The sequence below is a fragment of the Streptomyces sp. NPDC091377 genome, assembly GCF_044757045.1.
Taxonomy (GTDB): Bacteria; Actinomycetota; Actinomycetes; order Streptomycetales; family Streptomycetaceae; genus Streptomyces.
The window spans coordinates 11,790-34,065 of the sequence record NZ_JBIVUE010000011.1; the positions used below are offsets into that span (position 1 = coordinate 11,790).

The 22,276-nt window shown below is 72.0% G+C and carries 19 protein-coding genes; 12 read left to right on the forward strand and 7 right to left on the reverse strand.

Features of this window, described 5'->3' with window-relative positions; all coding sequences use genetic code 11:
• Positions 1 to 116 precede the first annotated feature (116 nt).
• Entirely contained in the window at positions 117 to 1,982 is a 1,866-nt protein-coding gene (locus ACIQNG_RS23400; protein WP_401487522.1) for an ABC transporter ATP-binding protein, read from the reverse strand.
• Positions 1,979 to 3,928 (reverse strand): ABC transporter ATP-binding protein, encoded by a 1,950-nt coding sequence (locus tag ACIQNG_RS23405; protein ID WP_401487524.1) that lies wholly within the window; start codon positions 3,926 to 3,928, stop codon positions 1,979 to 1,981. The genes ACIQNG_RS23400 and ACIQNG_RS23405 overlap by 4 nt, the downstream gene beginning before the upstream one ends.
• A 218-nt stretch (positions 3,929 to 4,146) precedes the next feature.
• Between ACIQNG_RS23405 and ACIQNG_RS23410 the strand changes: the two genes are divergently transcribed.
• The 4 genes from ACIQNG_RS23410 to ACIQNG_RS23425 are packed head-to-tail and all read left to right on the forward strand — an operon-like array spanning position 4,147 to position 7,750.
• Positions 4,147 to 5,046, forward strand: a complete 900-nt coding sequence (locus tag ACIQNG_RS23410; RefSeq protein WP_401487525.1) for an ABC transporter ATP-binding protein — start codon at positions 4,147 to 4,149, stop codon at positions 5,044 to 5,046.
• Positions 5,043 to 5,777: an ABC transporter permease gene (locus tag ACIQNG_RS23415; RefSeq protein ID WP_401487527.1), complete on the forward strand. Its 735-nt coding sequence runs from the start codon at positions 5,043 to 5,045 to the stop codon at positions 5,775 to 5,777. Before ACIQNG_RS23410 ends, ACIQNG_RS23415 begins: the two co-directional genes overlap by 4 nt.
• A gap of 25 nt (positions 5,778 to 5,802) precedes the next feature.
• Complete coding sequence (locus tag ACIQNG_RS23420) at positions 5,803 to 7,080, forward strand: sensor histidine kinase (RefSeq protein WP_401487529.1); 1,278 nt, start codon at positions 5,803 to 5,805, stop codon at positions 7,078 to 7,080.
• Complete coding sequence (locus tag ACIQNG_RS23425) at positions 7,070 to 7,750, forward strand: response regulator (RefSeq protein WP_401432155.1); 681 nt, start codon at positions 7,070 to 7,072, stop codon at positions 7,748 to 7,750. Before ACIQNG_RS23420 ends, ACIQNG_RS23425 begins: the two co-directional genes overlap by 11 nt.
• A gap of 21 nt (positions 7,751 to 7,771) precedes the next feature.
• On the opposite strand, the gene glgX is transcribed toward ACIQNG_RS23425, so the two are convergent.
• Complete coding sequence (glgX, locus tag ACIQNG_RS23430) at positions 7,772 to 10,033, reverse strand: glycogen debranching protein GlgX (protein WP_401487531.1); 2,262 nt, start codon at positions 10,031 to 10,033, stop codon at positions 7,772 to 7,774.
• Positions 10,034 to 10,184: 151 nt separating this feature from the next.
• On the opposite strand from glgX, the gene ACIQNG_RS23435 reads away from it, so the two are divergent.
• The 5 genes from ACIQNG_RS23435 (at position 10,185) to ACIQNG_RS23455 (ending at position 15,010) form a co-directional block, all read left to right on the forward strand.
• On the forward strand, positions 10,185 to 11,423 hold the full coding sequence (locus ACIQNG_RS23435; protein WP_401487533.1) for an Ig-like domain-containing protein: 1,239 nt from the start codon (positions 10,185 to 10,187) through the stop codon (positions 11,421 to 11,423).
• Positions 11,424 to 11,581: 158 nt separating this feature from the next.
• The gene (locus ACIQNG_RS23440; protein ID WP_401487535.1) at positions 11,582 to 12,841 is read left to right on the forward strand and encodes an Ig-like domain-containing protein; all 1,260 of its coding nucleotides are present in this window, start codon (positions 11,582 to 11,584) and stop codon (positions 12,839 to 12,841) included.
• 210 nt (positions 12,842 to 13,051) lie between these two features.
• Positions 13,052 to 13,819 (forward strand): enoyl-CoA hydratase/isomerase family protein, encoded by a 768-nt coding sequence (locus tag ACIQNG_RS23445; protein ID WP_401432165.1) that lies wholly within the window; start codon positions 13,052 to 13,054, stop codon positions 13,817 to 13,819.
• Positions 13,820 to 14,137: 318 nt separating this feature from the next.
• Complete coding sequence (locus ACIQNG_RS23450) at positions 14,138 to 14,641, forward strand: ATP-binding protein (protein ID WP_401432167.1); 504 nt, start codon at positions 14,138 to 14,140, stop codon at positions 14,639 to 14,641.
• 108 nt (positions 14,642 to 14,749) lie between these two features.
• A complete protein-coding gene (locus ACIQNG_RS23455) occupies positions 14,750 to 15,010 on the forward strand; it encodes a hypothetical protein (protein WP_401487537.1) in 261 nt (86 codons plus the stop codon).
• 67 nt (positions 15,011 to 15,077) lie between these two features.
• Here the strand turns inward: ACIQNG_RS23455 and ACIQNG_RS23460 are convergent, their stop codons facing one another.
• Positions 15,078 to 15,737, reverse strand: a complete 660-nt coding sequence (locus tag ACIQNG_RS23460) for a GNAT family N-acetyltransferase (RefSeq protein ID WP_401487539.1) — start codon at positions 15,735 to 15,737, stop codon at positions 15,078 to 15,080.
• A 94-nt stretch (positions 15,738 to 15,831) separates the two neighbouring features.
• Between ACIQNG_RS23460 and ACIQNG_RS23465 the strand changes: the two genes are divergently transcribed.
• The gene (locus ACIQNG_RS23465) at positions 15,832 to 16,779 is read left to right on the forward strand and encodes a MerR family transcriptional regulator (RefSeq protein WP_401432175.1); all 948 of its coding nucleotides are present in this window, start codon (positions 15,832 to 15,834) and stop codon (positions 16,777 to 16,779) included.
• A 199-nt stretch (positions 16,780 to 16,978) separates the two neighbouring features.
• Here ACIQNG_RS23465 and ACIQNG_RS23470 read toward each other — a convergent pair whose 3' ends face one another.
• The gene (locus ACIQNG_RS23470; RefSeq protein ID WP_401432177.1) at positions 16,979 to 17,536 is read right to left on the reverse strand and encodes a glycoside hydrolase family 25 protein; all 558 of its coding nucleotides are present in this window, start codon (positions 17,534 to 17,536) and stop codon (positions 16,979 to 16,981) included.
• Positions 17,537 to 17,839: 303 nt separating this feature from the next.
• Between ACIQNG_RS23470 and ACIQNG_RS23475 the strand changes: the two genes are divergently transcribed.
• The gene (locus ACIQNG_RS23475; RefSeq protein ID WP_401432179.1) at positions 17,840 to 18,400 is read left to right on the forward strand and encodes a snapalysin family zinc-dependent metalloprotease; all 561 of its coding nucleotides are present in this window, start codon (positions 17,840 to 17,842) and stop codon (positions 18,398 to 18,400) included.
• Between the two features lie 139 nt (positions 18,401 to 18,539).
• The gene (locus tag ACIQNG_RS23480; protein WP_401487541.1) at positions 18,540 to 19,127 is read left to right on the forward strand and encodes a dihydrofolate reductase family protein; all 588 of its coding nucleotides are present in this window, start codon (positions 18,540 to 18,542) and stop codon (positions 19,125 to 19,127) included.
• Between the two features lie 235 nt (positions 19,128 to 19,362).
• Here ACIQNG_RS23480 and ACIQNG_RS23485 read toward each other — a convergent pair whose 3' ends face one another.
• Both ACIQNG_RS23485 and ACIQNG_RS23490 read right to left on the reverse strand, forming a co-directional pair.
• A complete protein-coding gene (locus ACIQNG_RS23485) occupies positions 19,363 to 20,067 on the reverse strand; it encodes an HAD family hydrolase (protein WP_401487543.1) in 705 nt (234 codons plus the stop codon).
• A complete protein-coding gene (locus tag ACIQNG_RS23490) occupies positions 20,064 to 21,554 on the reverse strand; it encodes a helix-turn-helix domain-containing protein (protein ID WP_401487545.1) in 1,491 nt (496 codons plus the stop codon). Before ACIQNG_RS23490 ends, ACIQNG_RS23485 begins: the two co-directional genes overlap by 4 nt.
• Positions 21,555 to 22,276: the final 722 nt, after the last annotated feature.

Below are 22,276 nucleotides of genomic sequence, written 5' to 3' on the forward strand. Positions count from 1 at the left end.
CCGCGCCGTGCTCCGGCGCGCGCCGCATCCCCCTCGGCGCCCTCAGACGTGCTCCGGTGCGGCTCGACGCCGGGCGGGGACCGGGCGGCGGGTCCGCCGTCCGTCCCGTCGCCCGCTCACGCCAGGCTGTCCCGCCAGGCCCGGTGCAGCTCCGCGAACCGGCCGGTGCCCGCCGTCAGTTCCCCGGGGGTGCCGTCCTCCACCACCCGGCCGTGCTCCATCACCAGGACCCGGTCGGCGATCTCGACCGTGGAGAGCCGGTGCGCGATCACCACCGCCGTACGGCCCTTGAGGACCGTCGCCATCGCCCGCTGCACCGCCCGCTCGCCCGGTACGTCCAGCGAACTGGTCGCCTCGTCCAGGATCAGCACCGCCGGATCGGCGAGCAGCGCCCGCGCGAACGCCACCAGTTGACGCTGACCGGCGGAGATCCGGCCGCCCCGCTTGCGTACGTCGGTGTCGTAGCCGTCGGGCAGCGCGCTGATGAAGTCATGGGCGCCGATCGCCTTCGCCGCCCGCTCGATCTCCTCGCGGGAGGCGTCCGGCCGGCCGATCGCGATGTTCTCGGCGACCGTGCCGGAGAACAGGAACGCCTCCTGGGTCACCATCACCACCCCGCGCCGCAGCTCGGGCACGGCGAGGTCGCGCAGGTCCACCCCGTCCAGCAGCACCCGGCCCTCGCTCGGGTCGTAGAACCGGGCGAGCAGCTTGGCCAGCGTCGACTTGCCCGCCCCCGTGGTGCCGACGACCGCGACGGTCTGCCCGGCCGGGAGGGTGAGGTCGAAGCGGGGCAGCACCTCGCCGCCCGTGCGGTAGGCGAACCGCACCCCGTCGAAGACCACCTCGCGGCCCGGCAGGTCCGCGGACACCGGGGCCGGGAGCTGCCGGGGCCGCTCCGGCTCCGGGACCGTCGGCGTCTGCGCCAGCAGCCCGGCGATCTTCTCCAGCGAGGCCCCCGCCGACTGGTAGGAGTTCAGGAATATCCCGAGCCGGTCGATCGGGTCGTACAGCCGCCGCAGATACAGCACCGCCGCCGCCAGCACCCCCAGCGCCAGCGTGCCGTCCGCCACCCGGTAGGCGCCCCACAGCACGATCACCGCGACCGCCGTGTTGGCGACCAGCCGGGAGCCGACCACATAGCGGGCCATCTCCAGCAGCGCGTCCCCGTTGGTCCGCTCATGACGCCGGTTCAGCACCCGGAAGTCGGCCTCGTTGGCCTCCTCGCGGCGGAACGCGCGCACCGGGCGGATGCCGTTCATCGTCTCCACGAACTTCACGATCACCGCCGCGATCGCCGTCGACCGCACCCGGTACACCCGGCCCGCCCGCCGCTGGTACGACCGCACCAGCAGATACAGCGGCACGAACGACGCCACCGCCACCGCGCCGAGCCCCAGGTCCAGCCAGAGCAGCATCGCCGAGATGTAGACGAAGGAGAGGACGACCGTGATGAGTTCCTGAAGGCCCTCGTCCAGCAGTTCGCGCAGCGACTCCACGTCCGTCGTGGAACGGGAGATCAGCCGGCCCGACGTGTAGCGCTCATGGAAGTCGACGCTCAGCGCCTGCGAGTGCCGGAAGATCCGGCCGCGCAGATCCAGCAGCACCGACTGGCTGACCCGGGCCGCGGCCATGATGAACCCCGACTGGAACAGGCCCGCCGCCACCGCGCACACCAGATAGCCGACGCCCACCGCGATCAGCGGCCCCTTGTTCCCGTCCTCGCGCAGCGCCGGTACCGCACGGTCGATGGCGTACGCCACCAGCAACGGGCCCGCCTGCACGGCCGCCTGCCCGAGCAGCAGCATGACGGCCGTCAGCGCCACCCGCGCCTTCAGCGGTGCCAGCAGCGAGCGCAGCAGCCGGCCCGTGGCACCGGGCGGGGACGGCAGGACGTCCTGGTCGAAGGCGTCGTCCGCGTCCCGCGGCCGGGGCAGGTCCGGTGCGTCGTCGGTGGCCGCGCTCGTCGTCGTGGGCGCCGTCATCGCTCGCCGTCCTTCCTGGACTCGGTGCGGCCCGCGGCCGGTTCGCCGGTGTCCACGCCCGACATCAGATGGGCGTACTCGGCGTTCGTACGGAGCAGTTCCTGATGGGTGCCCACGGCGGTGATCCGGCCGCCGGACAGCAGTGCCACCCGGTCGGCCAGCAGTACGGTCGAGGGGCGGTGCGCCACGATCAGCGCGGTGGTGTCCGCCAGCACCTGGCGCAGCGCGGCCTCCACCGCCGCCTCGGTGTGCACGTCCAGCGCGGACAGCGGGTCGTCCAGGACGAGGAACCGGGGCCGTCCCACCACCGCGCGGGCGAGCGCGAGGCGCTGACGCTGACCGCCGGACAGGCTGAGGCCCTGCTCACCGACCTCGGTGTCGGTGCCCTGGGGCAGCGCGTGCGCGAACTCGGCCTGGGCGACGCCCAGCGCGCGGTTCAGGTCGGCCGGGGCGGTGCCCGTGTCGCCGCCCGCGCCCATCAGGACGTTCTCCCCGACGGTCGCCGAGAAGAGGGTGGGTTCCTCGAAGGCGACGGCCACGGCCGCGCGCAGTTCCTCACGGGGCATCGCCGTGATGTCGACCCCGTCGAGGGTGATACGGCCCCCGGTGACCTCGTGCAGCCGGGGGACCAGCGCGGTCAGGGTCGTCTTGCCGCTGCCGGTCGCGCCCACCAGGGCCAGGGACTCACCGGGGCGGATGTGCAGGTCGACGCGGTCCAGGACGGGGGGCGCGTCGGGCGGGGCGTCGGGGTAGCGGAAGGTGACGTCCTGGAACGCCAGCCCACGGACACCCGTCGCCGGCCACCCGGCGCCCCGGTCGTCCGGTACCGAGGAGGAATCCGGTGCCGCGTCGCTCACCTCGCGGTGCCGTTCCGGCGGCTTCCGTGCCGCGTCGCTCACCTCGCGGTGCCGTTCCGACGACTCCGGTGCCGCGTCCATCACCTCGAAGTACCGTTCCGTCGCCGTGGCCGCCTCCTGGCTCATCGCCAGCAGGAAGCCGATGGACTCCACCGGCCAGCGCAGCGCGAGCGCCGTGGACAGGAACGCCACCAGCGTGCCCGCCGACAGCGCCCCGTCGGAGACCTGGACGACACCGACGACCAGCGCCGCGCCGATGGCGATCTCCGGCAGGGCGGTGATGACGCCCCAGATCATCGCCAGCAGCCGCGCCTTGCGCAGTTCGGTGCCGCGCAGGGTGCGGGCCATCTCCCGGAACGCGCGCGCCTGACTGCGGTGCCGGCCGAAGCCCTTGACGATCCGGATGCCGAGCACGCTCTCCTCGACCAGGGTCGTCAGATCGCCGACCTGGTCCTGGGCGAGCCGCGCCACACGCGCGTACCGCTTCTCGAAAAGCGCGCAGCACACGATCAGCGGGATGACCGGACCGAGGATCACCAGCCCCAGCGTCCAGTCCTGGATCAGCATGATGATCACGCCGACCAGGATCGTCACCCCGTTGACCAGCAGGAACGTCAGCGGGAAGGCGAGGAACATCCGCAGCAGCATCAGATCCGTCGTGGCCCGCGACAGCAACTGGCCCGAGGCCCAGCGGTCGTGGAACGCGATCGGCAGCCGTTGCAGATGCCGGTACAGATCCGCCCGCATCTCCGCCTCGACCCGCGACAGCGGACGCGCCACCAGCCAGCGCCGCAGCCCGAACAGCAGCGCCTCCGCGACACCGAGCAGCAGCAGGACCAGCGCGCCCAGCCAGACACCCGCCGTGTCCCGGTCGGCCACCGGACCGTCCACCATCCACTTGAGGACGAGCGGGATCACCAGCCCCATGCAGGAGGCGACGATCGCGATGAACGCGGCGACGATCAGACGGGACCGCACGGGCCGTACGTACGGCCACAGCCGCAGCAGAGCGCGTACGGCGGAGCGGTTCTCCTGACCTTCGGCGGGAGCGGGAGCGGCGGCGGGTGCGGTGGCAAGTGGCGTGGACATCAGGAGTGAGCCTACGGATAGCCACTGACACTTCCCAGTGGGTTTCCCCCCGAGCGGACTCCGTCATTGGTCCTACGACCTGCGGATTCGCCGCTCGCCGCGGGCCCGCGGGATCTCCCTGCCGCAGAGGTCGTAGCCGCTGGTCAACCGATCGGCCGATGCCGCTTCGAGCGGGTCGTCCGATGTGCCGGCCCCCGCCCCGCGGCCACGCTGGGCGCATGCCTGTCATCGAAGTCAGCGAACTACGCGTGTCCTACGGCGGCCGGCCCGCCGTCGACGGTGTCTCCTTCACCGTCGAGGAGGGCGAGGTCTTCGGCATCCTCGGCCCGAACGGCGCCGGCAAGACCACCACCGTCGAATGCGTGGAGGGACTGCGGATCCCCGACAGCGGACGCGTCCGGGTCGCCGGTCTCGACCCCCTCACCGACCACGACCAGGTCGCCCGCCTCCTCGGCGCCCAGCTCCAGCAGAGCCGGCTCCAGGCCAAGCTCACCGTGGAGGAGGCCCTGAAGCTGTACGCCTCCCTCTACCCGGACCCCGCCGACTGGCGCGCGCTCGCCGAACGCCTCGGCCTCACCGCACGGCTCGGGGTGCCGTTCGACAAGCTCAGCGGCGGCCAGAAACAACGGCTGTTCATCGCGCTCGCGCTGATCGGCAGCCCGCGGATCGTCGTCCTGGACGAACTGACCACCGGCCTCGACCCTCGCGCCCGCCGTGACACCTGGCGGCTCATCGAGGACGTCCGCGACCAGGGCGTCACCGTCCTGCTGGTCACCCACTTCATGGAAGAGGCCCAGCGGCTGTGCGACCGCATCGCGGTCATCGACCGGGGCCGGATCGCCGCGCTCGACACCCCGGACGGGCTGATCCGCCGCTCGGCGGGCCGGACCGTCATCAGCTTCACCCCGTCCGCGCCCCTGGACCCCGAGGACCTGAACCGGCTGCCCGCCGTGGTCTCCGTCCAGTGCGCCGACGGCCGGTTCACCCTCACCGGCACCGACGAGACCGTCGACGCCACCCTCACCCTGCTCGCCCGCCGCCGGATCACCGTCCATCAGCTCCGCGTCCTGGACGCCACGCTGGACGACGCCTACCTGGACCTGACGGAGACCCCATGAACAACGCCGTCCTCCGCACCGAACTGCGGCTCTTCGGCCGCGAACCCGGCGCTGTCTTCTGGATCCTGCTCTTCCCGCCCCTGCTGCTCGGCGTCATGGGCGCCGTCCCCGCCTTCCGCGAGGAGCAGGACGTGCTCGGCGGACTGCGGCTCGTCGACGCCTACGTCCCCGTCTCCGTCCTGCTCGGCATGATCGTCGGCAGCACCCAGTCGATGCCCGCCAACCTCACCGGCTACCGCGAACACGGCATCCTGCGCCGGCTCTCCACCACCCCGGTACGGCCCTCGGCCCTGCTGTCCGCGCAGGTGCTCGTGCACGGCCTCGCCGCCTTCCTCTCGGCGCTGCTCGCCCTGCTCGTCGGACGGTTCGCCTTCGACGTCGCCCTGCCCGAGCAGCCCTTCGGCTACGCCCTCGCCCTGCTGCTCGGGGTGCTCGCCGCGCTCGCCCTGGGCGCCGTCATCTCGGCCCTCGCCCCGAACGTGAAGGTCGCCGGCGCCATCGGGATGGGCACGCTCTTCCCGATGATGTTCTGCGCGGGCGTGTGGGTGCCGGTCGGCGCGATGCCGGACGTCCTCGCCGACGTCGTCGGCTTCACCCCCTTCGGCGCCGTCGCACAGGCCCTCGACCAGGCCGCGGCGGGCGGCTGGCCCGACTGGACCCACCTGGTCGTCACGGCCCTGTGGACGGTGGGGCTGACCGCCGCCGCCCTGCGCTGGTTCCGCTGGGAGTAGGCGAGCCGGCATGCAGACTGGACGCGTGACCGACACCGACCGCGACCTGGAGCAACGCTGGGAGCAGTTCCGCAGATGGGGACCGTACGGACTGCTCGGCATCGGCTCGGTCATGGCCCTGGCCACCGCCGGGGAACTGATGCCCCGCCCCGGCCAGCGCTGGGCGGCCCTGGCCCTGGTGGTGGCGACGGTCGTGCTCCAGGAGGGCTTCGACCTCGCCCGCCGCCGGGCCGAGCGCGCCGGACGCCCCCTCACCCCCTCCCCGCTCGGCACGGCGTACTTCCTGCTCCGCTGGGCGATGTCCCTGGCCCTGGTCGCCCTGAACCCGTTCTTCGGGTTCGCCGCGGCCCCCGGCTTCTTCGACGTCGCCGAACTGATCCGGGGCCGCCGCGCCCAGTGGTCCGGGGTGTTCCTCACCGCCGTCGCCGTCTCCGTCGCCCAGGCCGGCGGGCTGCCGCTGCGCAGCCCCATGCACTGGCTGGCGCTCACCGGACTCATCACCGCCAACACCACGCTCTACCTGGCGATCGGCTACCTCTCGGACAAGGAGGAGGAGCGCGCCGAGGAACGCGCCGCCACCATCGCCGAACTGGAACGCACCAACACCGCCCTGCAAGGCGCCCTGGACGAGAACGCCGCCCTGCACACCCAACTGCTCCTCCAGGCCCGGGAGGCCGGCGTCGCCGACGAGCGGCGTCGGCTCGCCGCCGAGATCCACGACACCATCGCCCAGGGCCTGACCGGCATCATCGCCCAGCTCCAGGTCGTCATGAACGCCCCCGACGAGACGCTGGCCCGCACCCATCTGGAACGCGCCGCGGGCCTCGCCCGGCACAGCCTCGGCGAGGCCCGCCGCTCCGTGCACAACCTCAGCCCGCTCGCCCTGGCGGGCGACACCCTGCCCGAGGCCCTGAAGAAGACCGTCGCCGAATGGGCCGAACACACCGGCGTACGGGCCGGTTTCACCCTCACCGGCACCGCCGAGCACCTCCACGACGAGGTCTCCGCCACCCTGCTGCGGATCGCCCAGGAGGCGCTGTCCAACGCCGCCCGGCACGCCGCCGCCTCCCGGGTCGGCGTCACCCTCTCCTACATGGGCGACGAGGTCGTCCTCGACATCCGCGACGACGGCCGCGGCTTCGTCCCGGCCGCCGTGCCCGCCCCCGGCCGCGCCGGCGGCTTCGGCCTCGACGGGATGCGCGCCCGCGCCGAACGGATCGCCGGCACCCTCGCCGTCGAGTCCGAACCGGGCGGCGGCACCGCGCTGTCGGCTCGCGTACCGTTGGTCCGCCATGAGCCATGACCCCGCGCCCGCCCCGCCCGCCGCTCCACCCGCCGCCCCGCCCCCGATCACCCTCCTCGTCGTGGACGACCACCCGGTCGTCCGCGACGGACTGCGCGGCATGTTCGAGTCCGCGCCCGGCTTCACCGTCCTCGGCGAGGCGGCCGACGGGGTGGCGGCGGTCGCCCAGGCTCTCGCCCTCGACCCGGACGTGGTCCTCATGGACCTGCGGATGCCCGGCGGCAGCGGGGTCGCCGCCATCGCCGAGCTGACCCGGCGCGGCGCCCGCGCCAAGGTGCTGGTGCTGACGACGTACGACACCGACTCCGACACCCTGCCCGCCATCGAGGCGGGCGCGACCGGCTACCTCCTCAAGGACGCCCCCCGCGACGAACTGTTCACCGCGGTACGGGCCGCCGCGCAGGGCCGTACGGTGCTCTCCCCGGCCGTCGCCTCCCGGCTGGTCTCCGCCGTCCGCACCCCCGGCCCCGGCAACGAGCCGCTGTCCGCCCGCGAGCGCGAGGTGCTCGCCCTGGTCGCCAAGGGCACCCCCAACCGAGAGATCGCCCGGGTCCTGTTCATCAGCGAGGCCACGGTCAAGACCCACCTCACCCACCTGTACGCCAAGCTCGGCGTCAAGGACCGCGCCGCGGCGGTGGCGGTGGCGTACGACCGCGGCATCCTGGGCTGACCGGCCCGTCCGGCCCCCCTCTCAGCCCGCCACCCTCAGCAGCAGCACCGTCCGCCCCGGCACCCGCACCGCCGCCCCCGCCGCGCACTCCACCCCCGGCGCCCCGCCCTGCTCCTCCCGCGAGGTGTCGACCACCACCTCGTACCGCTCGGCCCACGGCGGCCCCGGCAGCACGAAGTCCACCGGGTCCGCGCCGGCGTGCAGCACGGCGAGGAAACTGTCGTCCACCACCGGCGCCCCGCCCTCGTCGCGGCCCGGTATGTCGCGGCCGGAGAGATACATGCCGAGGGTGGCGGCGGGGGCGTACCAGTCCTCCTCGGTCATCTCCGAGCCCCGCGCGGTGAACCAGGCCAGATCCCGCAGCCCGTCCGCCGAGTGCGCCCGGCCGGAGAAGAACGCCCGGCGGCGCAGCACCGGATGCCGGTGGCGCAGCGCGATCAGCCGGGCGGTCAGCTCCCTCAGCGCCCGCGGACCGGGCTCCTCCAGAAGGCTCCAGTCCAGCCAGCCGATCTCGTTGTCCTGGCAGTACGCGTTGTTGTTGCCGCGCTGGGTGCGGCCCATCTCGTCGCCCGCGACCAGCATCGGCACCCCCGTCGACAGCAGCAGCGTCGTCAGCAGGTTCCGCGCCTGGCGGCGTCTGAGCGCCCGGACCGCCGCGTCGTCGGTCTCGCCCTCCGCGCCGCAGTTCCAGGCCCGGTTGGCATCGGTGCCGTCCCGGTTGCCCTCGCCGTTGGCCTCGTTGTGCTTGCGCTCGTACGACACCAGGTCGCGCAGGGTGAAACCGTCGTGCGCGGTGACGAAGTTGACCGACGCCCACGGCCGCCGCCCGCCCCACGCGTACAGATCGCTCGACCCGGACAGCCGGTACCCCATCTCCCGCACATCCGGCAGCGCGCCCCGCCAGAAGTCCCGTACGGCGTCCCGGTAGCGGTCGTTCCACTCGGTCCACAGCGGCGGGAACGCGCCCACCTGGTAGCCGCCCGAGCCCACGTCCCACGGCTCGGCGATCAGCTTGACCCGCCGCAGCACCGGGTCCTGCGCGATCACCGCGAGGAACGGGGAGAGCATGTCGACATCGTGCATGGAGCGGGCCAGCGCCGCCGCGAGGTCGAAACGGAAGCCGTCGACGCCCATCTCGGTGACCCAGTAGCGCAGCGAGTCGGTGATCAGCCGCAGCACCTGCGGCTGCACCACGTGCAGGGTGTTGCCGCAGCCGGTGTAGTCGGCGTAGCGGCGGGCGTCGGCCTGGAGGCGGTAGTAGCCGCGGTTGTCGACGCCCTTCAGCGACAGCGTGGGCCCGAACTCGCCCGCCTCCGCCGTGTGGTTGTAGACCACGTCCAGGATCACCTCGATGCCGGCCGCGTGCAGCGCCCGCACCATCCGCTTGAACTCGCCGACCTGCTGACCGGCCGTGCCGGTGGCCGCGTACCCGGCGTGCGGGGCGAAGTAGCCGATGGAGTTGTAGCCCCAGTAGTTCCGCAGCCCCCGGCGCAGCAGATGGTCCTCGTGCGCGAACTGGTGGACCGGCAGCAGTTCGACCGCCGTGACACCCAGCTCCACCAGGTGCGCTATGGCCGCCGGGTGCGCGAGGCCCGCGTACGTCCCGCGCAGTTCCTCGGGGACGCCGGGGTGCAGCCGGGTGAAGCCGCGCACATGCAGTTCGTAGAGGACCGAGTCCGCCCAGGGCGTCTTGGGCCGGTGGTCGTCCGCCCAGTCGTCGTCATCGTGGACGACGACCCCCTTGGGCACGTACGGCGCCGAGTCCCGGTCGTCGCGGACGGTGTCGGCGACCTGCTGCTGGGGCCAGTCCCGGACATGCCCGTACACCTCCGGCGGCAGCCCGAAGTCCCCGTCGACGGCGCGGGCGTACGGGTCGAGCAGCAGCTTCGCCGGGTTCCAGCGGGCGCCGGTCCACGGATCCCAGCGGCCGTGCACCCGGAAGCCGTAGCGCTGACCCGGCCGCACCCCCGGCACGAACCCGTGCCAGATGCCATGGGTCAGCTCGGTCAGCGGCGCCCGCCGCTCGCCGCCCGCCGCGTCGAACAGGCACAGCTCGACCGCCTCCGCCCCGCCCGCCCACAGCGCGAAGTTGGTGCCCGCCACCCCGTCCGCCCCGACCCGGAACCGGGCCCCCAGCGGCGTCGAGGCCCCCGGCCGCACCGGTACCCCCGGCGGCACCCGCCCGCCCGGCGACCGGGGCCGGGCGGGGGCCGCCACCGGACGGTCCCGCCCGGCGGCGGCGTGCTGCTCCGCCACCGCCTCCTGCTCGGCTGCGCTGGACACCTGGCCTCCCCGCGGCTCCCGCGCGACGCGGCCGGCCGGCCGCCCCGGCATCCCGGCCGGGGCTCCCCGCCACGTCGTCTTCCCCTGTTCTGCCCACCGGTCGGCTCGCACTCACGTTTCCCCCGGGCGGGCCCGGTCGTTGTGCCCTTTCGTGAACCACACGCACGGGCGCGCGCGGCGCGCGGGGGCCGCACTGGCCGCCCTACTGACCTGGGCAGGACTGCTGGCCGCGGTGGCCGGCTGCACCGAAGGCGCCGGGATCGACGAGATGCTCGGCAAACCGCCGTCCCCCGAGGACACCATCCGCATCACCCCCGACGACCGCGCCGAGGAGGTCGGCGCCGACTCCCGGCTCGCCGTCCGGGTGACGGACGGCCGACTGGAGTCGGTACGGGTCGTCAGGGTCCAGGACGCCGAACGCAGCGAGGTGGCGGGCCGGCTGTCGGAGGACGGCCGCAGCTGGGAACCCGCCGAACGCCGGCTCGGCCTCGCCGCCGAGTACACGGTCGACGCGGTCGCCCGCGACGGACAGGGCCGCCGCTCGGCCCGCCACACCACCTTCACCACCGAGGTGCCCGGGGAACGCTTCATCGGCTACGTCGCCCCCGAGCACCGCTCGACGGTCGGCACCGGAATGATCGTCTCCCTGGAGTTCAACCGGGACATCACCCGCCGCGCCCAGGTGGAGCGGGCCGTCCGGGTCACCGCCGACCCGCCGGTGGAGGTCCGCCCGCACTGGTTCGGCGCCACCCGTCTCGACTTCCGCCCCGAGCGCTACTGGGAGCCCGGCACCCGCGTCACCGTCGACCTGCGGCTGCGGGACGTCGAGGGCGCCCCGGGCGTCTACGGGACCCAGCAGCGCACCTTCGCCTTCACCGTCGGCCGCAGCCAGGTCTCCCTGGTCGACGCCGCCGCCCACACCATGGAGGTCCGGCGCGACGGCGCGCTCCTTGCCACCGTCCCGATCACCGCCGGCGCCGCGCGCTCCACCACGTACAACGGCAAGATGGTCGTCACCGAGATGCTGGAGATGACCCGGATGAACGGGGCCACGGTCGGCTTCCGCAAGTCCGACGGCAAGAGCGAGTACGACATCCCCGACGTCCCGCACGCCCTGCGGCTCACCTCCTCCGGCACCTTCCTGCACGGCAACTATTGGGCGGACGACTCGGTGTTCGGCCAGAGCAACGTCAGCCACGGCTGTGTCGGACTGCGCGATGTGAAGGGCGGCGGCGCGGACACCCCGGCCGGCTGGTTCTTCGACCGCACCCTGGTCGGGGATGTCGTGGAGATCGTGCGCAGCAAGGACCGGACCGTCGCCCCCGACAACGGGCTCGGCGGCTGGAACATGACGTGGGCCGACTGGACCGCGGGCAGCGCCGTGCGGTGAGGGCCGGGGTGAACCGGCCGGTGAGCGGCACCGGTTGGGACCGAACGGTGACCGGATCCCCCCGTCCGGGCCGCTGACCACAGGGTTAATATGCGCCATGCGCGCATGTGACGCGCCGGCTCGCGGACCCGGGGGGTCCGGGGAGGGGGAGTACGACCTTGAAGGTGCGACCGATATCGGGGGCGTCGGTTGACGCGCGGGCCGGGCGCCGACGCGGACGGGCGGGCGCCCTGTTCGCCGGGGCGGTGCTGCTGGCCGTGACCGCCTGCGGCGGTGGGGGAGCGGGGCCGGGAGCGGGTTCCGGCGACGGCAAGGACAAGGACAGGGGTGGGGACGCGGCGTCGGCGGTGAGCGGTCCGTCGGAGGCGGTCGTCGCGATCGCGCCGAAGAACGGCGCCGGGTCCGTGGACACCAGCGGCGCCCTCAAGGTGACCGCGCGCAAGGGCAAGCTGACCGAGGTCGAGGTGGAGGGGCCCGGGGGCGCGAGGATAGCCGGGAAGATATCCGGGGACGGCGCCACCTGGACGCCGTCCTCCCCTCTCGCGACCGCCACCGAGTACCAGGTGCGCGCGGTCGCCGCGGACGCCGACGGGCGGACCGCCACCGAGAAGTCCCGCTTCACCACGCTGACCCCGGAGAGCACCTTCCTCGGCCGGTTCACCCCGGAGGACGGTTCGAAGGTCGGGGTCGGCATGCCGTTCTCGATCCGCTTCGACCGGGGCATCACCGACCCCGCCGCCGTCGAGAAGGCCATCGAGATCAGGACCGAGCCGCCCGTCGAGGTCGAGGGCCACTGGTTCGGCGACGACCGCCTCGACTTCCGCCCCGAGACGTACTGGAAGTCCGGCACCGAGGTCACCGTCCGGCTCGCTCTCGACGGTGTCGAAGGCCGCCCCGGCGTCTACGGCGAGCAGTCCAAGACCATCTCCTTCACCATCGGCCGCAACCAGGTCTCCGTGGTCGACGCCGAGAAGCTCACCATGAAGGTCATGCGGGACGGCGAGGTCGTCAGGACCATCCCGATCACCACCGGCGCCCCGGGCTACGAGACCTGGAACGGCCGCATGGTGATCAGCGAGAAGCACACCGAGACCCGGATGGACGGCGCGACGGTCGGCTATGAGGGCGAGTACGACATCCCGGACGTCCCGCACGCCATGCGGCTGAGCGACTCGGGCACCTTCATCCACGGCAACTACTGGGGCGGCGACGCCTTCGGCAACCGCAACGTCAGCCACGGCTGTATCGGGCTGCGCGATGTGAAGGGCGCCTGGGACGAGAAGGCGCCGGGCGCCTGGTTCTTCGCCCACTCCCTGCTCGGTGACGTGGTCGAGGTGAAGAACTCCGACGACGCCACGATCGCCCCGGAGAACGGCCTCAACGGCTGGAACATGTCCTGGGAGAAGTGGAAGGCGTAGCCGGCGGGAGGCGCGGTCGGCGCGACGGCGTGACAGACGGGGAGGCGCGACCGACGGGGAGGTGCGACCGGCGGTGAGGCGTGGCCGACGGTGAGGCGCGACCGGCGGTGAGGCGTGGCCAAGGGGGAGGCGTGGCCGCCTCGCTGCCACGGGCCCGGTGTGACCGACCGCACCGGGCTCTTCGTCGTTAGTCGCCGTTAACCTGCTGGCATGACCGTGAATCTCGAAGTCGCCGAGGGCGTCGGCACGCTCCGTCTCGACCGTCCGCCCATGAACGCGCTGGACGTCGCCACCCAGGACCGGCTCAAGGTGCTCGCCGCGGAGATCACCGACCGCGACGACGTCCGCGCGGTGGTGATCTACGGCGGCGAGAAGGTGTTCGCGGCGGGCGCGGACATCAAGGAGATGGAGAACATGGACCACACCGCGATGGTCCTGCGCTCCCGCGCCCTCCAGGAGTCCTTCACGGCCGTCGCCCGGATCCCCAAGCCGGTGGTCGCCGCCGTCACCGGGTACGCGCTGGGCGGCGGCTGCGAACTCGCGCTCTGCGCCGACTACCGGATCGCCGGCGACAACGCCAAGCTGGGCCAGCCCGAGATCCTGCTCGGACTGATCCCGGGCGCGGGCGGCACCCAGCGGCTGGCCCGACTGATCGGCCCCTCCCGGGCCAAGGACCTCATCTTCACCGGCCGTCAGGTCAGGGCCGAGGAGGCGCTCTCGCTCGGCCTGGTCGACCGGGTGGTCCCGGCCGCCGAGGTCTACGAACAGGCGCACGCCTGGGCGGCGAAGCTCGCCAAGGGCCCGGCGCTGGCCCTGCGCGCGGCCAAGGAGTCGGTCGACAGCGGCCTGGAGACGGACATCGAGACCGGGCTCGCGGTGGAGCGCACCTGGTTCGCAGGACTGTTCGCCACGGAGGACCGGGAGCGGGGGATGCGGAGCTTCGTGGCGGAGGGGCCGGGCAAGGCGACGTTCCTGTGAACGGCCCGGGCCCGGCCTCACACCTGGATCCCGCGTTGTGATGAACACACCCCCGTGGGCTTGCAGTTGACGCGATGTCTCATTCGGGGTCCCTCGATGGGGCGGTTTATGGCAGCCTTAAGCCAGCCTTAAGCCTGTCGCGTCGAGGGAGACCGATCGTTGCCGTCCTCCGAGCCGTCCCCGCAGGTCGGAGGGGCTTCGGCCGCTCCTGAACTGCCATCGGCATATGCCGTTCCGATGAACCGGAAGGGGTGGTTCCAGGGGGCGTATTCCCAGGGAACGGCCCCGGAGGTGGACCGGTCCCTCCATGATGGGTCCATGGCGGGGCTGGACGGTATCGAACAGCCGCGGGGACACGGCCGTGCGACCGCGGCACGCTGGTCTCCCGCGGTCGAGGACGAACGGGCGCTCAAGGCACTGGAGTTGTTCGGGAACCCCTCGGAGTCGGATGTCGCGCTCCCCTCCCGCCCCGAGTCCGCCGCCACCGCCCGCCGTCTCGCCCAGGTCGTCGTGCTGCGCGAGTGGGGGCTCAGTCCGAAGATGGCGGAGGACGTCGTCCTGCTGGTCTCCGAACTTGTCGGCAACGCCGTCCGGCACACCGGGGCACGGATCTTCGGCCTGCGGATGCGCCGCCGCCGGGGCTGGATCCGGATCGAGGTGCGCGACCCCTCACGCGGGCTGCCCTGTCTGATGCCGGTGCAGGAGACCGACATCAGCGGCCGGGGCCTCTTCCTCGTGGACAAACTCGCCGACCGCTGGGGCGTCGATCTGCTGCCCCGCGGCAAGACCACCTGGTTCGAGATGCGGGTAGGGGAACGCTAGGGCCTGTCGTACGGGCATCTCCCTTCGCCAGTCGTCCAGTTGGGGGGCACGCCGTTGTACGGGTGAAGAGCCACGGCCTGTCCGCGTCGAGCGGCGAGGGTACGGTCCATGACAGGGCGCCCCGGCCGCACCCGACCGACCGGGCCGGGTCCCAGAAGGCCCGCACCGCCAAGACGGCGGCGGCACCCGCCCGCGGACTGTCCGGTCCAGTTCCAGGACAAGATCGAGGCCGCCACGGACCGCCGGGTCGACGTGAACCGCATCACCCCGCCTTCCGTCGTCTTCGAGGAGGGCTTCCTGCCGAAGGACGTGGTGAACGGTCAGTACGACGTGGCCCAGTACGTCCTGGTCAACCAGCCCTCGCCGTAGGTGTCCACCACCTGCGACCACGACCTCTACAAGAACTGGTGGAAGTCCGGCTACCAGGGCGCGGGTGTCACCCCTGGCGCGGTTCTCTGAGGAACAGGGCCTCCGAGCCCACCGGGCGGTAGCCGGAGGCCAGGAACGCCCGCAGGCTGCGGGCGTTGCCCGCCGAGATCTGCGCCCACACCGGCTCACCCCCGCTCAGCCGCCGCGCCGCCGTCGCCAGCCGGCGGCCCAGCCCCCGGTGCCGTACGGACTCGTCCACCTCCACGGCGGCCTCCAGCCGGCCGCCGACGCCGCGGCCGAGCACCAGCAGCCCGCCCTCGGCCGCCGCCCACACCCGGACGGTGTCCCGGTGGCCCAGGGCACTCACGACCCGGGGCTGGCCCGGATCCTCGATCTCGGCCAGCCCCGGCACGGGCCCGCCCGGCAGCGCGGCGGCGACACACATCACGTCGACGGTGTCCGTACGGCGCCCGGTGCGGGCGGCGAAGGCGGTCAGGAAGTGCGGGCTCATGGCCGCGGCCAGCGGATCGGCCGGGGTGGCCGCCAGAGTGTCGTACACCCACCGCGGATCCTCGTCGGTGAAGACGACCGAGTGCGCGGTGAAGGCGAGGACACCGGCGTCGCGCGGCCCGTGCTGGGGGACGACGGTGACGGTGCCGTCGGCCGGCGGGAAGCCGCCGCGCCCGGCCTCCTCCAGAATGCCCCGCAGATCCCGCAGGCTCTCCATGACCCTCCTCAAGGTCCGCGGTCCGAGGCCCGGGAGCCGGTCTCCCCGGCCCGCGCTTGAGTCTCCACCCGCTGGAAGCCCCAGACTCCTCCACATGATCGACGACGGCACCGGACGGTTCACCATCGGCACCCTGGCCCGTGCCACCGGACTGTCCGTGCGCACCATCCGCTACTGGTCCGACGAGGGCGTCCTGCGCCCGGTGGCCCGCTCCTCGGGCGGCTACCGGCTCTACGACGCCGAGTCCGTCGCCCGCCTCGAACTCATCCGCACCCTGCGCGAACTGGGCCTCGGCCTGGAGGACGTACGACGGGTGCTGGCCGGGGAGACGACGGTCGCGGACGTGGCCGCCGCCCATGTGGTGGCGCTGGACGCGCGGATCAGGGCGCTGAGACTGACCCGGGCGGTGCTGTCGACCGTGGCGCGACGCGGATCCAGCACGGAGGAGATGACCTTGATGAACCGACTGGCACGGCTCTCGGCGGCCGAACGGGGCCGGATCGTGGAGGAGTTCGTGGAGGAGATGTTCCACGGCCTGGACACCGCGGACCCGGTGATCCGGGAGCGGATGCGGAGTATGGCGGTGGACCTCCCGGACGACCCGGAACCGGATCAGGTCGACGCCTGGGTGGAGTTGGCCGAACTGCTCCAGGACCCGCGGTTCCGGGCGCGGATGCGGAGCGTGGCGGAGTACAACGCGCGAGGACGGGAGCCCGGCGAGGACCCCTCGGGGCAGGAGGCGGAGGCCGGGGCGTCGATGCGGTTCGCGCGGCGGCTGGTGCAGATCGGCGCGCGGGCGCGGGCGGCCGGGGTGGACCCGGAGGCGCCGGAGGCGGGGGAGCTGCTGGGGGAACTCTTCGGCACGGACGCCTCCGCGACGGACTGGCCCGCCGCGCTGGAGCGGGTGGAGGCGATGACGGACGACCGGGTGGCTCGCTACCGCGAACTGCTGGCGCGGGTGAAGGGCCGGGACGCCGGGACCACGCGGAAGGAGGAGTTCGCGTGGGTGCTGGCGGCACTGCGCCACCAGGCGTCCGGCTGACGGTGCGCGCGGGGGCGGGTGGGGCCGGCCGGGGGCGCAGGGGCGCAGGGGCGCAGGGGGGGGACGGGGGCGCGGGACAGCCGAGCCGCCTGCCCGGCCGTCCTCCTGGCCCACCGGGGCCGCCCCTCGACGGGGCGGCGGGGACGGCGGGGACGGCCGGGCCTCTCGGGCGCCTCAGGCGCCTCAGATACTCAGCCTCTCAGGCGCCCTTCGCCCAGTCCCGGAGGGCGGACTTGGAGGAGAACTCGCCGACGTTCTTGTCCAGCGGGGTGTCGGTGTACTGGTGGAAGCGCCAGGCGGCCTCGATCCGGGGCTTCCCGGCGGTGACGTAGTCGGCGATCCAGAGGCCGTCACCGGCGTAGGACGAGGTGTCGACGGTCAGCCAGAAGTTCCGGTTGCAGTACAGGACGACCCGGTTGTCGGGGCGCAGTGACTTGAGCTTCTTGATGAAGGAGTCCTTCTCCGCGCTGGAGGCGTGGGTGCCGGAGCCCGTGGTCTCCCAGTCGACGGCGAGCACATCGCCGTGCTGGTCGGGGGCTTTGTCGACGAAGTGCTGCGCCTGGGCGTCCAGGTTGCCGGGCCACAGGAAGTGGTAGAAGCCGACGACGAGACCCGCGTCCCGGCCGTGCTTGGTCTGATCGGTGAGCTTGGGGTTGACGTAGCTGCTGCCCTCGGTCGCCTTGATGAAGACGAAGGAGAGACCGTCGGTGTCGTAGGACGCCGACTGGTACGAGCTGACGTCGATGCCGTTCAGCACGGGGGGCTCCCTTGAATGATCGTGGGGGGGAAGGGGAGTCGATGGTACTGGCCCTGCCGTAGGCCCCATGCCCCTGTTCACCGGCGCTGACGCCGGGCGCTCGTCAGCACGGGCCGGGGCCGGCGCGAGCCGACGCGCGCCGTCTGTTCCGCTGCGGGCGGACTGGGCCTATGCTCCCTTCACGACGTTGTCATGGCCATGTCGTGTGTAGAAAGGCGCGCCACCCCGCACCAAGTGAACCGCCCCGCACGGTCACTGCTCCACCCCACCCCCCACCGAGCACACAGAGCGAGGGACTCGAACATGCTTCGACGTACGTTCACCGGCGCCTTGGTCGGCGCCGCGCTGGCGATGCCGCTCACGGCGGTCACCGCGGCCCCGGCCAGTGCGGCGGCCGCGGTCACGATCACCTATGACGACAGCACGGCCGCGGAGTTCAAGCCCCAGGTCACCCAGGCCGTCAACGTCTGGAACACCTCCGTCGCCAATGTCCGCCTGGTGAAGGCGACCGCGGGCCAGCAGGTCAACATCCGCATCACCGCGGACAACGGCTGGCCCCGGGCCCACCTCGGGCCGGTGAGTCCCGGCGGGAACGTCACCGTGTGGGTCGGCCGGCAAGCGGTCGTCCAGGGCTACAACGTGGTCCGGATCGTGACCCACGAACTCGGCCACAGCCTGGGCCTGCCCGACGTCAAACCCGGCCCCTGCTCGTCCCTGATGTCCGGCTCCACCGGCGGAGTCAACTGCAACAGCATCACCCCGAACGCCGCCGAGGCGGCCCGCGTCGAACAGAACTACGCGACCGCCGCGGCCCGGCGCGCGCCCACCGGCGCGGGCACGATCGTCCGGGACGCCGCGTTCTGATCCGGTGACAGGACGGCCTGGCTCCGTGGGCCCGCGGACCCAGGCCGTTCCACCAGAAAGAGGTACCACCGCGACCGATGAGTTTCGCTCCTGTGGGTGGTCCACACCGGTGAAGCACGCACACCGATGGGAGCAGCACATGGGGCAGCTGATCGTGGTCAACTTCGTATCGCTGGACGGCGTCATGCAGTCGGTCCTCTCGGCCGACGAGGACCGGGACGGCGGGTTCGACCACGGCGGCTGGGTACCGCCCTACGTCGACGCGGTGGTGGAGCGGTTCATGAGCGAGGCCACCGCGGGTGCCGCAGCCCTGCTCCTGGGCCGCAGGACGTACGACATCTTCGCCGCCACCTGGCCGTACGCCGATCTGGGCGACCCCGCCGTGGCCGCGATGAACGCGATGCCCAAGTACGTGGCCTCCCGCACGCACCGGGACCTGGAGTGGGCGAACTCCACCCTCCTCGGCGCCGACCTGGCGCAGGAGGTCCGCCGTGTCACAGCGGCCTCCGACGGCGAGACGGTGGTGCTGGGCAGCGGAGGGCTCCTCGAAACCCTGATCGAGCACGACCTCGTGGACGAGTACCGGCTGCTGGTCCTCCCGCTCGTCCTGGGCAGCGGGAAACGCCTCTTCGCCCCCGGCAAGGCCCCACGCCGCCTGACGCTCACCGCCACCCGCCCGACGCCGTCCGGTGTCCTGATCAACACCTACCGCCACGCCGAGGACTGAGGACCCGGGCAGATCGGGTCCGTGATGCGGGCGGGCTTGCGTGGGGAACCGGTGGAAGTGCGCGCGGGCGCGGGCCGCCAGGCCGTTTCGTGCTGTGAGGTTGCCTGAGATATGACTGAATTCCTGTCGTCCGTCTTTGAGGTGACAGGAGGATGGTCCAGAGAAAGAGCGGCTTGGAGGAGCCGGGCCGCTGGGGGTGGAGGGGCTTTTGGTGGCGCCTCGGTATGTGCCCCTTCTACGTTTCGCCAGTCCCGATCAGCCGCAGAAGCTGCGAAGGGTCGGTGAGGTCGGAGAGGACATGGTCCGCGCCGGCGTCGGCCAGATCAACTGCCGAGGTGGTCCCGGAGGCGACACCGATCACCCGCGCCCCGCCTTCGCGTCCTGTGCGGACGTCTTCCAGCGAGTCCCCGACGATGACGGTGTTGCTCTGGTCGAAGAAGTACTCGTACGCGGCCCCGGCTCGCTGCTGAGCAATGCCCACCAGGGCCGGGCGATGAGGATCGTCCGACGCGTACCCACCGACCGCCGGATCGACAAGGCCGATCAGACCGAATGCCGAGAGTTTGATTTCCGCGCTGGCCCGAAGATTCCCGGTGACGACGGACGGCAGAAGGCGGGGAGACTTCCGTACGGCGGTGAGCGACTCGGCCGCACCGGGGAGCAGCAGCCCTTCCGCCAGCATTCTTTCTCGGTGCCGCTCCAACTCCCCGGGCATGAGTCCGATGATCCGCCGGGCGAATGCGTCGATCTGCTCACCGGGGACGCCGTTCACGGTGAGGAGTTCCTGCACCGCGACCGGCATGGTGACACCCGTCCCTTTCGCCGGAAGCCGCTCCGGAGCGCGTCCGACGACCTCCTCGAAGACGGTTCGGTAGACGAGCCGATCGATATCGCCGACGTAGACAAGGGTCCGGTCGATGTCCCACAGGACAAGAATCATGCTGCTGCACGCCCTTCCATGACGGATTCGCCGCGTTCCAGGAGTTCGCGTGCTGCCAGGGTGTCTTCGAATCGCCGGACCTCCGCCAGCATGGAGTGGAGGTGATCGTCCAAGCGGGCGGAGTGGACGCCGTCCACCAGGCTGAGGACTTCCCCGGCAATGCCCCATCCGACGTCGGGGTTCTTCGTCTTCATATGAGCGGTCGCCGCCCGGGAGAGGAACTGGGCGGTCGTACGGATCTCCTCCTGGCTCAGCTCATCCCGGGCGGCGTCGAAGGACTCCGCTGCCTCGCCGGGCCGTCCGAGGTCGAGAAGGCAACTCGCCGTCTGACCGAGGATCTCGCCCGGCTTGATCCAGTACAGCCAGTCCGGATCGTCCTCCCCACGGCCCTGCGCACACAACGCCCTGGCTTCCTCAAGGGCTGCTCGGGCGGCAGCTTCCTCTCGCAGCCGCGCATGGCCTCGGGCTTGCCGGGTCAGGAGCATCGCGTGGAGGGCCGGGGAGTCGAGGTCACTGATACCGAGCCGCGCGGTCCTGGCGGCGGTGACCGCGTCCCGTGGATCTCCGACGGAATACCCATGGATGGCGAGGAAAGAGAGGGCTGCTGCGGTAAGGCGGGAGTCCCCGGAGGCGTGGGCGGCTCGCAGCGCGGCGAGGAACAGTCTCTGGGCCTGCACGTGGTTGCCGCCGTCGAACATGTACCAGCCGGCCTGCGTCGCCGCGTCCGCGGTTGCCGCCGACAGCCGGCGCCCCCGGGTCTCGTCGTACGAACCGTGCTTCAGCAGCCTGACGAGGATCTTCAGATGTCCCATCGACATCGCCACCAGACTGCCGCTGCCGCTACTGGCGTCCATGTGCCTGAGCGCGTCGGTCGTCGCCTCCAGGGAAGCGATCAGCGGGATGGTGACTCTGGTGCCTCTCGAAGACATCGAGGCCATGGCCTCAGGGGCCGCGATGGTGGCTTGCAGCACGTACTGCGTCAGACCGACCCCGCTCAGCGCCAGCACCCCACGGCGTTTCATGACACCTCCGACAGCGAACTCAAGTGAGGTCACCATACGGTCCGCGTTCCACGGCAGAGCCGGGTCGAGAGGCCCGCTCGACGCCGCCCGGTCCGGTTCACCGAACGGGGTCAGCAGCAGGGGACGAAGGTCCGCGGGAAGCCCGAGGCCGTTGAGGAAGTCGATGATGGCCTCGCCTCCTCCCAGATGCTTCCGGCCGCGCTCCAGGTCCGAGATGAACGACTGGGTGAGGCCCGTCAGAGAGCGGACGGCCATCTGGGAGAGACCGGATCGCCGACGCAGCAGCCGCAATAACTCACCGAAATCCCAAGCGGACAGGGCTCTGCAGACCTGTTCGTCACGCCATGCCCGGTCGGGAATCCGTGCGATGTCGCCGCCCCGGGAACAGGGAGCGCACAGAGGGTCGGGGTTGTACTGGCTCAGCCCGTGACCGCATGTGCCGCACACACGAAACGACGACTTCATGAGCGGTCCTTCCCGCACTGCCTCACCCCGACCATCCGTCGGCACCAGGCTAGGCGCAGGTTGATATCGCTGGAGCGATATCGCTCCAGCGGTCCCATTGAACCCGCGCGACCTCAAGACTCCTCCCACGGCGCTCCGCACACGCCGTCCGGAAGCACCGCGATGTCGAGTCCGAGGGAGGGGACAGTGACCACACATACGGCTCAGCGCTCGAAGCGCGTTGCTCTGTTGACCGACGAGCAGGCGTCACCGTCATCCGTCCTCACGGGGCCGACCGCGTCAGTGTGCTCACTCGGACGAGGGGTGAGGTGCCGGAACCTCCGGAACCCGAACGCGCAAGGCTTCACGGTCAACTACGTCGCAACTGCCGACCTCTTGGTCACCGAACTGGTCACCAACGCGTTCGAGTATGAACGTGGCCCGGTCGAGGTGCGTCTTTGGTGCACGGCGAGCCTCCTCTGGCTCAGAGTCGGCAGTGGCTCACGGATCGAGATCGACGGAAGCGCGCTCGAAGCGCTGGACGAAGATCTCGCCCGGACCGGTAGGGGTCTGCTGCTGGTCGATGCGTTCGTCGATTCCTGGGGACTGTCGGATGAACGCACTTGGGGGTGGTGCTCTCTTCGGATTCCCGAGGCCGAATGTTCCCGGGGAGGCGATACCTGCTCATTGACCCTGCTCGGGTCAGCCTCTCCGCGGCCGGTTTCGGACGTCCTGCCGTCCGG

Bases quoted from the DNA above. Each gene is read 5' to 3' on its own strand.
- ACIQNG_RS23480 (WP_401487541.1), top strand. From the start codon at position 18,540: ATGGGGCAGCTGATCGTGGTCAACTTCGTATCGCTGGACGGCGTCATG.
- ACIQNG_RS23490 (WP_401487545.1), bottom strand. From the start codon at position 21,554: ATGAAGTCGTCGTTTCGTGTGTGCGGCACATGCGGTCACGGGCTGAGC.
- ACIQNG_RS23460 (WP_401487539.1), bottom strand. From the start codon at position 15,737: ATGGAGAGCCTGCGGGATCTGCGGGGCATTCTGGAGGAGGCCGGGCGC.
- ACIQNG_RS23450 (WP_401432167.1), top strand. From the start codon at position 14,138: ATGGCGGGGCTGGACGGTATCGAACAGCCGCGGGGACACGGCCGTGCG.
- ACIQNG_RS23475 (WP_401432179.1), top strand. From the start codon at position 17,840: ATGCTTCGACGTACGTTCACCGGCGCCTTGGTCGGCGCCGCGCTGGCG.
- ACIQNG_RS23405 (WP_401487524.1), bottom strand. From the start codon at position 3,928: ATGTCCACGCCACTTGCCACCGCACCCGCCGCCGCTCCCGCTCCCGCC.
- ACIQNG_RS23445 (WP_401432165.1), top strand. From the start codon at position 13,052: ATGACCGTGAATCTCGAAGTCGCCGAGGGCGTCGGCACGCTCCGTCTC.
- ACIQNG_RS23485 (WP_401487543.1), bottom strand. From the start codon at position 20,067: ATGATTCTTGTCCTGTGGGACATCGACCGGACCCTTGTCTACGTCGGC.
- ACIQNG_RS23455 (WP_401487537.1), top strand. From the start codon at position 14,750: ATGACAGGGCGCCCCGGCCGCACCCGACCGACCGGGCCGGGTCCCAGA.
- ACIQNG_RS23415 (WP_401487527.1), top strand. From the start codon at position 5,043: ATGAACAACGCCGTCCTCCGCACCGAACTGCGGCTCTTCGGCCGCGAA.
- ACIQNG_RS23410 (WP_401487525.1), top strand. From the start codon at position 4,147: ATGCCTGTCATCGAAGTCAGCGAACTACGCGTGTCCTACGGCGGCCGG.
- ACIQNG_RS23400 (WP_401487522.1), bottom strand. From the start codon at position 1,982: ATGACGGCGCCCACGACGACGAGCGCGGCCACCGACGACGCACCGGAC.
- ACIQNG_RS23465 (WP_401432175.1), top strand. From the start codon at position 15,832: ATGATCGACGACGGCACCGGACGGTTCACCATCGGCACCCTGGCCCGT.
- ACIQNG_RS23425 (WP_401432155.1), top strand. From the start codon at position 7,070: ATGAGCCATGACCCCGCGCCCGCCCCGCCCGCCGCTCCACCCGCCGCC.